We start from the raw sequence: 12,657 nt of genomic DNA on the forward strand, positions 1-12,657 counted from the left end.
GTAGGGAAAATAATCATTGTGCAAAATTTATAAATCTTGCTTTATTTAATTAGTCCTTTTGACCAAGAAATTCACCGTTACCTAGAGCAGGTTCAACTTCTCTATGAGGACGAGCAATAATGTGAGCTGCAACTAAACCGTCACCAACTCTTTCACATGCATCAGCACCAGCTCTAACAGCTGCGTTAACTGCGCCTGTTTCGCCTCTAACTAATACTGTGACATAACCGCCACCAACGAATTCACGACCAATAAGGCGAACTTCTGCTGCCTTGGTCATTGCGTCTGCTGCTTCGATTGCAGGTACAAGTCCGCGTGTCTCGATCATGCCGAGAGCGATACCCATTGTTTCTGTAGCCATTGCCTACTAATTACTAAATGTGGAATGTTCAATCCGAAGAATGCTCCATTAGGTACTTAGAAGTCAAGCGTTTTTTGTAAATTCTCCATTAATGTTTTTACTATCATTGATAAGATAAACTTATCACCCTTGGTACTATTGATATGTCAATACTTATTAAAATCAGTTAGTGCATCAAAACATACTGTTGTGTTAATAAAAAATTTACATTATGTTATTTGCGTACGAGACAGGCCCTGTCTACACAGGTGTGGAATGTTCAACCTCTCCTGTCTCTGTATCAATCTTTGAAGTAAGATAATATTCTCAACATATTAACTTTATCGTTTTGAGTATTCCGGTACTAACTATTGCGAGTGGAAATCCAAGAAAGGTCTCTGAAATTTCAGAAATGTTAGATGTTTTATCTTTAAGAGTTGAAAAACAACCCGAACATTTAAACGTTGAAGAGACTGGAGCTACATATCTTGATAACGCCTTTTTAAAAGCCAATGCAGCTTCTTTAGAAACAAAAACCTGGACTTTAGCTGATGATTCAGGTCTCGAAGTAGATTACTTAGATGGCAGGCCAGGCATATATTCTGCTAGATATGCAAGAAATAATGTTGAAAAAATTAAAAAATTAATTAATGAACTTAGTGATAGCCCATATAGAAGTGCAAAATTCATAAGTTGCATGGTTTTATGTGACCCCTCTGGAAACTTAGTTAAACAAACCACAGGTATATGTTGGGGTGAGATTCTTAAGAAACCAAAATACCCAAATGGAGAATTCGAATCTATTTTTTGGGTTAAAGAAGCTAATTGCGTATATGGTGAGCTTAGTCAATCACAATTAAGTAAATTGGGTAGCAGAGGCAAAGCAGCAAAAATCATGTCACCTTTTTTAAAAAAGGCAATTGGCTTAAAGTAAAAATTATCAATAATTTGAAATCTCTTCAATTGCTCTAATAGAAGCGGCGGCGGCTTCTTCTACATCTCCTTCTTTACCTGCGAGGGTTAGCCTACCAAAGGCTCCAACTGCTTTTACATCAACTACAGTAATATTAGATGCTTTTTCAGCCTCATTAGCCGCTTTTAAAACATATCCAGCAGGTTCAGTTTCGAGAATAAACATACTCATACCAGCTTGAATCATTGATCCACTTCTATTTTGTCTATTAATTAACACCGAATGATCAGGAGTTATTGCGCGAATAATTTCTGTCCAACTTGTTGATGGTTTTGTTCTTTTATTAATCTCACTACCAATAGCATCTAAAACTACATCACCTGAATGCAATACAGTACTTTGATCCTTATGGTAAAGAGCAAAAGAACCAAATTCCCTTTCAACGATCATTTGTCCTAACCTTACATTGCTAGCCTTTAGTGCAATATCTGTAACTCTATGAATTGCCATACCTGGATAAACTTCCATCCATAAACATGCATCCCCAGGTATTGGTAGAAAACCTCTACTGACAGTTCCCATATAAGCTGCCAACTGAGGTTGCAATGAATCCAAAAAAACGTAGGTTCTTAATTCAATTTGGCTTACTTGACTTGCCTGTCTTGAAACTAAAGATTTCTCTGAATCTGTTGTAATAAAACCAGCACCAATGCTCTGAGATTGAATCTCAGAACCGGTTATGAGGGGGCTTTTATTTCTTCGTTCCCCTCTATTAAAACTAGATGTTGGTTCCATTCAGGAGACTATAACGGATAATGGTTCTTTTTTCTATTAAATTTACTTGCATGATGCTCACAAAACGATAACTTCAAGTTAAATATATGAAATTTTATGGTAGCTTCTCAAAAAAAAGAACCAAACTTTTCTGGTACTGAAAAAGAATTAACTACTGATCAAACTCTTGGATTAGTTAGCCTAAGGTTGATGCAAAAACTATCTCAGAAAGACCCATCTTTTAGTTGGTTAGAAGAAGATAAAATAGAGAAAGTAAATCTTAAGAACCTTAGAGTCAGATTGGAGTTAACCCAATTAGCTATAAATACTGGAGCACCTTTAACGACTTCAGAAGTGACAGCTTTAATTGGAGCAAAGCCAGGGAAATCTAAGTTAGAAAGAGCAGGATTATTAGCTACGAAAATAGCTAGAAATGTATGGAAAATTTCAAAAATAAACCAAGGAAATTCCTTCTACAGAAATTAGAATAAACCTTGAAAATCATTTTCATGATTCTCATTTAAGTATTTAAACATTCATATAAGTTTTTTAAATGTGTGCATTTTGTAAGAGAACTTATTAATTACTTTCTTAAATTAAAAAGTTTATGCAAGCTTTAAATATAAGATCTTGAAAATTTTTAATGAGTAAAATTGAATTTAATAAGGAAGCTGGGCCAAGGGAAGTTTTTTGTGGCTTAACTTCAATAGTTTGGCTCCACAGAAGAATGCCGGATGCGTTTTTTCTGGTGGTAGGCTCAAGGACATGTGCTCATTTAATTCAAAGTGCTGCTGGAGTTATGATTTTTGCTGAACCAAGATTTGGGACAGCTATTCTTGAAGAAAAAGATCTTGCTGGTCTTGCTGACGCTCATGAAGAATTAGATAGAGTGGTTAATGATCTTATTGCAAGAAGACCAGAAATAAAAACTCTTTTTCTAGTTGGATCTTGTCCAAGTGAAGTAATCAAACTAGATCTTGCAACTGTCGCAGAGAAATTAAATAAAAGATTTTCAGGTCAAGTAAGATTCGTTAATTACTCTGGCAGTGGGATAGAAACAACTTTTACCCAAGGAGAGGATGGCGCCTTAAAAGCTTTAATTCCGTTAATGGAGTCCTCAAATGAGGAGAAATTATTATTAGTTGGGACTCTTGCAAATAATGTAGAGGATAGGTTTAAAAAGATTTTTAGAAATTTAGGAATTTCAAATATTGAGAGCTTTCCACCACGACAATCAACAGAATTACCAAAGATTGGCAAAAATACAAAAGTATTATTAACTCAGCCTTATTTAAGTGATACGGTTCGAGACCTCAAACATCGTGGTTGTGAAATAATTTCGGCTCCATTTCCCCTTGGTATCGAAGGAAGTACAAAATGGGTTTTAGCTGCAGCGAAATCTTTCAAAATTAGTGAACTTAAAGTTCATGAAATTATTTCGCCTTTAATCAATAGAGCAAAACTTGCTCTTGAATCTCACAAAGAAATACTCAAGGGGAAAAGATTATTTCTTCTTCCTGAATCGCAACTGGAGATATCTTTAGCAAGATTTTTGCATAATGAATGCGAAATGGATCTTATCGAGGTAGGAACTCCTTACCTAAATAAGGATTTAATGAGAGAGGAGATTAATTTATTACCTGACAATACAAAAATTGTCGAAGGACAGCATGTAGAAAAACAATTAGATCGAGTAAGGGGATCTAATCCAGACTTAGTAGTTTGTGGGATGGGTTTAGCCAACCCGCTTGAGGCGGAGGGAATTAGTACTAAGTGGTCGATAGAAATGGTATTTAGTCCAATTCATGGTATTGATCAAGCTGCAGATTTGGCAGGTCTCTTCTCCAAACCTTTAAGAAGGAATCAAATACTAACTTCTAAAACGCTAGTAACGCATTAAAAGACTATGGAATTAACGCTATGGACATATGAAGGGCCACCACATGTCGGTGCGATGAGAATTGCCTCTTCAATGAAAGATATACATTATGTGCTTCATGCCCCTCAAGGAGATACATATGCAGATCTTCTCTTTACAATGATTGAGAGGAGAGGGCAAAGGCCTCCAGTCACTTATACAACTTTCCAGGCTAGAGACCTCGGAGGAGATACGGCTGAATTAGTGAAGAAAAATATTAAGGAAGCTGTAGAACGATTTAAACCAAAAACTCTTTTAGTTGGAGAAAGTTGTACAGCAGAACTAATCCAAGACCAGCCTGGAGCTCTTGCAAAAGGAATGGGGTTTGATATGCCAATTGTTAATCTTGAATTGCCTGCTTATAGCAAGAAAGAAAATTGGGGGGCTTCAGAAACCTTTTATCAATTAACAAGAACCCTTTTAAAAGATAAAGTAAGTTCTTCAGAGAAAATAAATCCTCTAAGGTGGAAGGAATTAGGTCGAAGACCAAAAGTAAATATACTTGGCCCTTCATTGCTAGGGTTTAGGTGTAGGGATGATGTTATCGAAATTCAACGTATTCTCTCAGAACAAGGTATAGATACTAACGTTGTTGCTCCATTAGGTGCCAGTTCAGATGATCTCCAAAGACTAATTGATGCTGAAATAAATATCTGTCTTTATAAAGAAATTGGAGAAGCGACATGTGAGTGGCTTAAACGTAATTTTGGAATGGAATATACAAATACTATTCCTATTGGAATAAAAAATACTATTGAATTTATAAGTGAAGTTCATAAGAAGCTAGACCTTCCTCTGACTAATAAAGAAGAATTAGAAAACAAATCAAAACTTCCATGGTACTCAAAATCAGTTGACTCAAATTATCTAACTGGTAAAAGAGTTTTTATTTTTGGTGATGGAACACATGCAATTGCAGCAGCTAAAATTGCTAAGGAAGAATTGGGTTTTGAAGTAGTGGGTCTTGGAACATACAGTAGGGAGATGGCGAGACAAGTAAGAGCTACTGCAAAAGAACTAAGTATAGAAGCTCTAATTACTAATAATTATCTAGAAGTAGAAGACGCGATGAAAAAAGCAGCTCCTGAGCTTGTTTTAGGGACTCAAATGGAAAGGCATAGTGCCAAGAGACTCGGCATTCCATGTTCAGTAATAAGTACACCAATGCATGTTCAAGATGTTCCTGCAAGATATAGCCCTCAAATGGGATGGGAAGGAGCAAATGTGATTTTTGATGATTGGGTACATCCCCTAATGATGGGATTAGAAGAGCATCTTATTGATATGTTTAAACATGACTTTGAGTTTGTCGATGGTCATCAAAGCCACTTAGGACATACAGCAGCTAAAACAAAGGATTCTATAAATTCTGACGAAAAAATAGATAATAATCCTAAAGAGGGCATTATCTGGACTGAATCGGGCAGAGCCGAATTAACAAAAGTTCCATTTTTTGTAAGAGGTAAAGTTAAAACAAATACCGAAAAATATGCAATCTTGAGAGGAATTCCAGAAATAAGCGATGAAACCCTTTACGACGCTAAAGCATATTTCAGCTGATTTTTACCAATAAATTATTAATTAATCATGAGTATTTTCACTCATAACTTAATAAATAAAATTCTAAAAATCTAGTAATAAGAACATTATTTAGACTTTTGATACAAATAAATAAATATTTGTTTAGAAATATATTTCATGGGTATTTACGCTGCAAGAATATAAACAATAATGTGTTTTTAAGCCTTAAATGACAACTACTATAAAAAAACCTCTTGATGGAGAAGGAAGTGTTCAAGTAAAGCAAGATCCAAAAATAAATATCGAAGAAGGTGCTTTAGTTATTGCCGTTTATGGTAAGGGCGGTATCGGGAAATCAACTACCTCATCAAACCTTTCTGCAGCATTCTCAAAATTAGGGAAAAAGGTTCTACAAATTGGATGTGACCCAAAACACGATAGTACTTTTACTTTGACGCACAAAATGGTCCCTACTGTTATTGATATTCTCGAAGAGGTTGATTTTCATAGCGAAGAATTGAGACCAAACGATTTCATGTTTGAAGGTTTTAATGGAGTAATGTGTGTCGAGAGTGGAGGTCCTCCTGCTGGCACAGGATGCGGAGGATATGTAACTGGCCAGACAGTTAAGCTTTTAAAAGAACATCACTTATTAGAGGATACTGACGTTGTTATTTTTGACGTCCTTGGAGACGTCGTTTGCGGTGGCTTTGCGGCTCCATTGCAACATGCAAATTACTGCCTTATTGTTACTGCTAATGACTTCGATTCAATATTCGCTATGAATAGAATTGTCTCTGCAATTAAAGCAAAAGCGAAAAACTATAAAGTCAGATTAGGGGGCGTAGTAGCAAATAGATCAAAAGATACAGACCAAATTGATAAATTCAATGAAAGAACAGGCTTGAAAACTATGGCTCATTTTAAAGATGTAGACGCCATAAGAAGATCGAGACTAAAAAAATGTACCATCTTTGAAATGGAACCGTCTGAAGACGTCATTGAAGTTCAAAATGAATATTTATCTCTTGCCAAAAATATGCTTGAAAACGTAGAACCTCTTGAGGGTAATCCGCTTAAAGATAGAGAAATTTTTGATTTGTTGGGATTTGATTAGTCTTAACTAACCCGACCCATTTTGTCATAAGTAGAGATTTACTGAGAACGTAGTACTCGCAATGGTTTACAACGGATCTAAGATCCTATTTTACACTTATTAATTACAGATAGGCTTCTTTTTCCAAACAGGAGAATTACAATTTATTTTTACGGGTTTCTTCTTTTCTTTAATTGGTTTCTCTTTTTTTGTTTTGATAATGTAAGGAGCTTCACAAGTAGAGTTCCATCCAATGGCTGGCTCACCCTCTGGACACAAATCACTATTTGTTACTGGAACTTCTACTCCAGGCTTGAGACGACCTGGACCTCCCCAGGGACTGAATGGACAATCCCAAGTACTTTTCCCAACGAAAAGAGGATCATTAGGTCCTTGTATCCCCCACCAAAGAGAGTTATACGTACATTTAACAACTATGCATTTACCATCCCCAATGTAGGCAGCACCTTCAGGGCATTTATTCCCTTTTATCAAACTTTTTTTTACTTTAAACCCTTCTCCAGTCATTGCTTCAACACAACCTGCAAAATCTGCTGCCTTTAGGCAAAATTCTGCTGTTTCCTTATCTATTTGAGCATTAACTGCGATAGGTAATGCAATAGTAGCGAATAAAGGTATTAATAATTTTTGCATTAAAAAAGAGGATTTTATTACTCCAATTTTAAATCGACTGTCAATTATTTGATTTAAGAGATTTGCTTTACCTTTTGTTAAAGAAGTTTTTGAGAGAACTTATTTTATTTTGTAAGATCGCCATAAAACTAGTGATAGCAATGATCTTAGCTATGCCTAAAAGGATATGATTAATCTTAATTAATCTAATCCAACCAATTGTTTTGTTAGATCATAAGTTTGTTTAGAGGTCTGCGTATCAATTATTCTTTTTGACAACTTTTGAGAAAAAGCTTTTCTGCCATTTTTTTGACGATTTCCCCAGCTCCAATGGACTGATGGTTTAGCATATTCTTTATAAGTTGCTACCTGAGCGACCCTCTCTCCCGCTAGTCTTTGTGACACATATCCCCTTGTTATGAATTTTTGAAATATCGGGAAAAGAATTCTAAATATCCAAGGTGTATCTCTAAACAGTTTTGTTTCAGCAACACATCCAGGATATAGAGAATTAACAATAATTTTATCTGCAGGATATCTTTTTGATAATTCCTGAGCGGTTACTATATTGCAAAGTTTACTATCCTTATAAGCCTTACCAGGTTTAAATTTCTTTCCGTTAGCCATACTAATTGGAGATAAAAAACCATTTTTAAATCCCGATAAATCTCCCAGATCAGCTGGGGCAGGAATAGGAATTCTCCCTCCAAGTTCTAAATAATTAGCAGTAACTGTTCCTAGAACTGTAATTCTTGGCTTGAATAACGTAGATTTACCATTTAAGGTTATTTCTCGTTCTGAAGATAAAATATTTTCTATAAGAAGGTTTATCATAAGAAAATGCCCAAAATGATTTACAGCCATTGAGTTTTCAAAACCCTGCGGAGATCTTTCAGGCCTCCTTAGTCTAGGCTTATAAACTGCTGCATTACAAATAAGAGAATTTATTGGTTTTTTAAATCTTTCCAATATTTGATCGCAACCTTTCCTTACATCATCCAAGTCAGAAAGATCTATTTCTACAAAGTGAACATTTTTAATTTCTTCTTTTGTCAAAAATCCCTCAGCTATTGTTATCGCTCTTTGATTTGATCGATTAACAGCTATAACTTCCCATCCAAATCTTAATAGAGGTTTTAGAGTATTTAATCCAACTCCTGAAGTTGTTCCTGTTATGAGGACTAAACCCTTGATGTTCTTACTCACAAGCAAAAAAGTTAATAGAAAAATGATAAGTAAAATGATTCTAAATCATTCTTATCATCGCCATATTACCCTGATAATGTCCCTAGAAATTATTTGATCTTGATCCTTCATAAATATTTGCTCACCTTCAGAAGAGAATAAATCATCAAATCTACTTTTCAAAACATTGAATCGATATTTTTCATATAAAAATGAGTCTTCAATTTCCCTTAATCTGTTTAATCTGACTTTGGAACTGTAGCCAAGTTTAATCAAGCTTATTATTGCTAAAAGGGAAAAGGAAATTTTTATAATTAAAAAAACTAAAGATACAAAATTTTCATGTTTCTGCTGCTTTGTTTTAAATGCAGAACCTAGATATGTTTTGTAAAAAATACTATTTTTGTAAAAAGATTTTGACAAGTTTAGTGATTAGTTTTTTTAATTAGATAATTTAGTTCAGTAATATATATATTATTAACTTAAAAATGTATATTTTCTAATAGATTTTAATTTCTACCTAAGCTAATTCCTAGCCTTAATGCTAAAACCCCTGCATGCATAACTACTATGAGGCTTAGTGCAATTAAATTTATTGTTTGAGTTGGCTCCATTTTAAAAAAAATATTTACTATATTTTCCACCCAAAAGAGTGGATTTGACACACTATTACAAAATGATGTTACGTAATTAATAAATTGAAAGAAAAAATTTATTGAAAATTATTATAAATAGACCTACAAATTTAATTTTGGGAATAGAAAATCAAGCTTTAATTTTTTCTACAAATAATTTACCTGGATTTGATCAAATGGCTTTAGATTTAAATTCTTTAGATCAGACAATTTCAAATCCTGCAATAATCTTCACATTGAGGTTCTACTATTGGTCTGGGGATTGGCTTTCTATTGGCTATCACCAAAAGGAAATTCCCCATCATTGGGAAAAATTATTATTAAATGGAGAAATTAATATTGTAAGACGTCCCTCTGGAGGAGGAGCTGTTTTGCATTCAGGGGGCATAACATATGCATTAACATTTAAAAAAACACACTATAAAATCCTAAGTTATGAAATGGTTAACAATTGGTTAATTAAAAGTTTTAGTGAATTAGGTCTAAACTTGCAAAATGGTAATTTACGAAAATCACCCATAAGAACTAATTGTTTTGGGACTTCACAGATTTGTGATTTAGTTGATCAGGATGGATTCAAGAGGATAGGTAGTGCACAATATCGAAAAAAAGGCGCCTTCCTTCAACATGGAGAGATTCAAACAAATCCTTCAAAAGATTTATGGTACAAATTATTTAATGAAGAAGCCCCACCCAAAATGAATCTAGACCTCACAAATAATGAAATAGTTAAACATTTAAGAAATTCATTCCTAGAGAATAAACCAAATATAAGATTCAAAAATATCTCCATTAATAATAAAATTATTGAAAAACTTGCATAAAACTAATTCTTAAAGATCTCCTTTCTGCTTCATTGAATTAATTATTCTTGGTAATTCAATTCCCAAAGGATACTGATTTTTATAATTTAATTTGTTGATAATTTCTGATGAAAAATTAAAACCTAATTTATTCAATACAAATTGTCCTATTTTCGACCTATCAATTATCCCCAAAGGGATATTTGCAGCATTGAGAACCAATATAAAACCTTCGCCATTTTCTTCAAGTCTTTCTATAGTTTTCCATAATTTGTCATTACTGTATACACTCGCAAAACTATTGATCGGTTTCTTAAAATCTCCAACAAAGTTCCGTTCCCATTTTTTTATGGAGACATTTTTTAAAATATTTTCATCAACAAAACCAGTCCATCTGCCATTATTCGCAACAAAAAAATATTTATCCGCTGTATCCTTTTTATTTTTTATTAATGAATTAAATTCTGAGAAATTAGAATCGAATTTAATTTTTCTCAAAGGCTTTAATTTAAGCTCAGAAACTTTACTAAATTTTAGTATTTTTTCAATTTTGTAAAATTGGCTCTCTGATTTTGCAGAGTTAACTCCAAACAAACCTAAAAAAGAAAGAATAAACCCATAATAAAAGTTAAATCTAAAAAAACAAATCATCCCAAGTATTAGGACAAAAAAAGATAAAGATAAATTTACTTTATTGAGGAAATCTCTCCCTTTGTTTTTACTCCCTGAGAAATGCCAAATAATACTTTTTAATAAATTTCCTCCATCTAATGAACCAATTGGCATCAAATTTAAGAAGCCTAAGAATAAATTTAATATACCTACTCTAGAAATGATATTGATGGATATTAGTTCTTGCGATTCACTGTAATTACTTATTAAAAGTAATATAAATGCTGTGGCAAAACATAATATTGGTCGAACAATAGCAATTTTTATATTTCCTAAAGCAGTTTGACAATACCTATCAATTTGTAAAATTGCTCCAAGAAAATAAAAAGTAATTTTCTTTATTTTTACACCCTGATTTAGGGAAACAAAAGTATGTAAGACTTCATGAGAAATAATTGAAGATAATAAGAAAAAAGAAGTTAAAAATCCTATAATCCATGCTTCTTTAGTATTGTAAATATCTCCTGAGGTTAAATTAACCTGATTACTTATACTCCATGAGAATATAAAAAGAATCGCAAACCAATAAGGATGAATTTTGAAGGGAATTCCCCATATTTTAAAAATTTGCCAACTCCTCAAAAATAATCTCCGCTATATTGATCAATAATATTAATTTTACATACAAGATAATGATATGCCCAAGACTAATACTTTAGTTAAAATTTGTGGAATAACTTCCAGAGAACAAGCTCTTCAGGTCGCTAAATTAGGAGTGAACGCTATCGGAATTATTTCGGTTGAGGAGTCTCCAAGATACATATCAGCTGAAATTAAGAAAAAAATTTTTAAAGCCTTAGAAAATATGTATCCAAAAATCGAGAGGGTATCTGTCGTAAAGAATTGTCCTATAGATTTAATTATTCAAAATTTCTTAGGGGACCCGAGTGAGACAATCATTCAATTACATGGAGATGAAGGTATTGAATACTGCAAACAAATAAGGGAAAAAATTCCAAATATTGGCCTATGGAAGGCTTTCAGAATAAAAACGGAAAAGGACTTTGATAAGATAGGGCCTTTTGAGGATTTTGTAGATGCCATACTACTCGATTCTTGGAATAAAGAAACTTATGGTGGTTCAGGGAAGAAAATTAATTCTATTTATCTAAAGAACCTGCAATTTAGTAAACCTTGGTGGTTAGCAGGTGGGGTCTCAATTGAATGGGTTAAAGAGATTTTAAGTGATATTAGACCAGATGGATTAGATATTTCTAGTAGTATTGAAGTTTGCCCTGGTTTAAAAAATTTAGAAGCAACAAAAAATATTATTGATAAAATCAAAAGTTAAATTTTCAAGTGATTTTATAAAAAAATATTATTCACTAAGCTTTAATAACATGCCATACCATTAGGTTGCTGTTTAACTAACTCAAAAAATTCCTGTTTAAGACTATGATCATGTCTAAAATCTCCTCTTACTATGGAATTTATCATACTGGTATTAGGCTCTTTTACCCCTCTCCAACACATACAATAATGCTTAGCCTTAACCAAAATTGCTAGACCTTTTGGTTCGCATAATCTCTCTATTTCATCTGCGAGTATCATTACAGCTTCTTCCTGAATATGAGGTCTAGAAAAGACCCAATCAGCTACTCTTGCAAACTTAGAGATTCCTATGACTTTGTCTCCTGGCTTAATTCCAATCCAGCAATCTCCAATAATTGGGACCATATGATGGGAGCAAGCAGAGCGAACACTTATGGGACCGAGGGTGTATATTTCATCTAATTTTTTTGCATTAGGAAAATCAGTAACATTAGGTCGTTTATGATATCTACCTTTAAATACTTCTTGCAAATACATTTTTGCAACTCTCTCAGCTGTCTCCTGTGAGTTATGGTCGTTATCAATATCAATAACTAATGATTTAAGTAAATCTCTGACTTTCGTTGCCACTTCCTTTTGAAGAATTTCTAATTCGCCTGGATTAATAAAATCAGAAATATTATCGTTAGCATGAAATCTTTTCTTATTCAGTTTTATTCTTTCTCTGATTATTTCAGAGATAAGTTTGTTACTTATTTTGTCACTAAAAGATTTTTTAATATTATCGTTAGGTAATGTAGAAGTCATGGAATTGTTATCAGAAAAATAATCTGCAAACTTAATTACTTTATATTCTCAAGTGCTATTTTACCTATACACTATATCACAAATTAAT

The 12,657-nt window shown here is 33.2% G+C and carries 15 protein-coding genes; 7 read left to right on the forward strand and 8 right to left on the reverse strand.

Going from position 1 to position 12,657, the window contains the following annotated elements:
* Positions 1-49: 49 nt before the first annotated feature.
* Positions 50-361: a BMC domain-containing protein gene (locus EU92_RS05165; RefSeq protein ID WP_002807869.1), complete on the reverse strand. Its 312-nt coding sequence runs from the start codon at positions 359-361 to the stop codon at positions 50-52.
* 328 nt (positions 362-689) lie between these two features.
* On the opposite strand from EU92_RS05165, the gene EU92_RS05160 reads away from it, so the two are divergent.
* Positions 690-1,274 (forward strand): non-canonical purine NTP pyrophosphatase, encoded by a 585-nt coding sequence (locus EU92_RS05160; RefSeq protein WP_032513881.1) that lies wholly within the window; start codon positions 690-692, stop codon positions 1,272-1,274.
* 6 nt (positions 1,275-1,280) lie between these two features.
* Here EU92_RS05160 and EU92_RS05155 read toward each other — a convergent pair whose 3' ends face one another.
* A complete protein-coding gene (locus tag EU92_RS05155) occupies positions 1,281-2,048 on the reverse strand; it encodes a microcompartment protein (protein ID WP_032513882.1) in 768 nt (255 codons plus the stop codon).
* A 96-nt stretch (positions 2,049-2,144) separates the two neighbouring features.
* Here EU92_RS05155 and EU92_RS05150 point away from each other — a divergent pair, with 96 nt between their 5' ends.
* The 4 genes from EU92_RS05150 to bchL all read left to right on the forward strand — a co-directional run bounded on the left by EU92_RS05150 (position 2,145) and on the right by bchL (position 6,583).
* A complete protein-coding gene (locus EU92_RS05150; RefSeq protein ID WP_032513883.1) occupies positions 2,145-2,513 on the forward strand; it encodes a hypothetical protein in 369 nt (122 codons plus the stop codon).
* 157 nt (positions 2,514-2,670) lie between these two features.
* Positions 2,671-3,927, forward strand: a complete 1,257-nt coding sequence (locus tag EU92_RS05145) for a ferredoxin:protochlorophyllide reductase (ATP-dependent) subunit N (RefSeq protein WP_032513884.1) — start codon at positions 2,671-2,673, stop codon at positions 3,925-3,927.
* A gap of 6 nt (positions 3,928-3,933) precedes the next feature.
* On the forward strand, positions 3,934-5,505 hold the full coding sequence (locus EU92_RS05140; RefSeq protein WP_032513885.1) for a ferredoxin:protochlorophyllide reductase (ATP-dependent) subunit B: 1,572 nt from the start codon (positions 3,934-3,936) through the stop codon (positions 5,503-5,505).
* 190 nt (positions 5,506-5,695) lie between these two features.
* Entirely contained in the window at positions 5,696-6,583 is an 888-nt protein-coding gene (bchL, locus tag EU92_RS05135; RefSeq protein ID WP_032513886.1) for a ferredoxin:protochlorophyllide reductase (ATP-dependent) iron-sulfur ATP-binding protein, read from the forward strand.
* Positions 6,584-6,682: 99 nt separating this feature from the next.
* Here the strand turns inward: bchL and EU92_RS05130 are convergent, their stop codons facing one another.
* The 4 genes from EU92_RS05130 to psaM form a co-directional block, all read right to left on the reverse strand.
* A complete protein-coding gene (locus EU92_RS05130) occupies positions 6,683-7,216 on the reverse strand; it encodes a hypothetical protein (RefSeq protein ID WP_032513887.1) in 534 nt (177 codons plus the stop codon).
* 180 nt (positions 7,217-7,396) lie between these two features.
* On the reverse strand, positions 7,397-8,401 hold the full coding sequence (locus EU92_RS05125) for an SDR family NAD(P)-dependent oxidoreductase (protein ID WP_032513888.1): 1,005 nt from the start codon (positions 8,399-8,401) through the stop codon (positions 7,397-7,399).
* A gap of 54 nt (positions 8,402-8,455) precedes the next feature.
* Positions 8,456-8,803 carry a hypothetical protein gene (locus tag EU92_RS05120; RefSeq protein ID WP_032513889.1) on the reverse strand — a complete coding sequence of 116 codons (348 nt, stop codon included), beginning with the start codon at positions 8,801-8,803 and terminating at the stop codon, positions 8,456-8,458.
* An 86-nt stretch (positions 8,804-8,889) separates the two neighbouring features.
* Positions 8,890-8,994, reverse strand: coding sequence for a photosystem I reaction center subunit XII (psaM, locus tag EU92_RS05115; protein WP_025887817.1), 105 nt, complete (start codon positions 8,992-8,994; stop codon positions 8,890-8,892).
* 101 nt (positions 8,995-9,095) lie between these two features.
* Here psaM and EU92_RS05110 point away from each other — a divergent pair, with 101 nt between their 5' ends.
* Positions 9,096-9,839, forward strand: a complete 744-nt coding sequence (locus tag EU92_RS05110) for a lipoyl protein ligase domain-containing protein (protein ID WP_032513890.1) — start codon at positions 9,096-9,098, stop codon at positions 9,837-9,839.
* 9 nt (positions 9,840-9,848) lie between these two features.
* Here EU92_RS05110 and EU92_RS05105 read toward each other — a convergent pair whose 3' ends face one another.
* A complete protein-coding gene (locus EU92_RS05105) occupies positions 9,849-11,072 on the reverse strand; it encodes a site-2 protease family protein (RefSeq protein ID WP_032513891.1) in 1,224 nt (407 codons plus the stop codon).
* A gap of 55 nt (positions 11,073-11,127) precedes the next feature.
* Between EU92_RS05105 and EU92_RS05100 the strand changes: the two genes are divergently transcribed.
* Positions 11,128-11,781 (forward strand): phosphoribosylanthranilate isomerase, encoded by a 654-nt coding sequence (locus EU92_RS05100; protein ID WP_032513892.1) that lies wholly within the window; start codon positions 11,128-11,130, stop codon positions 11,779-11,781.
* 41 nt (positions 11,782-11,822) lie between these two features.
* Here the strand turns inward: EU92_RS05100 and folE are convergent, their stop codons facing one another.
* Entirely contained in the window at positions 11,823-12,569 is a 747-nt protein-coding gene (folE, locus tag EU92_RS05095) for a GTP cyclohydrolase I (protein WP_032513893.1), read from the reverse strand.
* Positions 12,570-12,657 lie beyond the last annotated feature (88 nt).

This window comes from Prochlorococcus marinus str. MIT 9107, from assembly GCF_000759855.1.
Classification (GTDB): domain Bacteria; phylum Cyanobacteriota; class Cyanobacteriia; order PCC-6307; family Cyanobiaceae; genus Prochlorococcus_A; species Prochlorococcus_A marinus_N.

Excerpts from the sequence above, each read along its gene's own strand:
- EU92_RS05155 (WP_032513882.1), bottom strand. The coding sequence starts at position 2,048 with ATGGAACCAACATCTAGTTTTAATAGAGGGGAACGAAGAAATAAAAGC.
- bchL (WP_032513886.1), top strand. The coding sequence starts at position 5,696 with ATGACAACTACTATAAAAAAACCTCTTGATGGAGAAGGAAGTGTTCAA.
- EU92_RS05150 (WP_032513883.1), top strand. The coding sequence starts at position 2,145 with ATGGTAGCTTCTCAAAAAAAAGAACCAAACTTTTCTGGTACTGAAAAA.
- EU92_RS05130 (WP_032513887.1), bottom strand. The coding sequence starts at position 7,216 with ATGCAAAAATTATTAATACCTTTATTCGCTACTATTGCATTACCTATC.
- folE (WP_032513893.1), bottom strand. The coding sequence starts at position 12,569 with ATGACTTCTACATTACCTAACGATAATATTAAAAAATCTTTTAGTGAC.
- EU92_RS05100 (WP_032513892.1), top strand. The coding sequence starts at position 11,128 with ATGCCCAAGACTAATACTTTAGTTAAAATTTGTGGAATAACTTCCAGA.
- EU92_RS05140 (WP_032513885.1), top strand. The coding sequence starts at position 3,934 with ATGGAATTAACGCTATGGACATATGAAGGGCCACCACATGTCGGTGCG.
- EU92_RS05145 (WP_032513884.1), top strand. The coding sequence starts at position 2,671 with ATGAGTAAAATTGAATTTAATAAGGAAGCTGGGCCAAGGGAAGTTTTT.
- psaM (WP_025887817.1), bottom strand. The coding sequence starts at position 8,994 with ATGGAGCCAACTCAAACAATAAATTTAATTGCACTAAGCCTCATAGTA.
- EU92_RS05165 (WP_002807869.1), bottom strand. The coding sequence starts at position 361 with ATGGCTACAGAAACAATGGGTATCGCTCTCGGCATGATCGAGACACGC.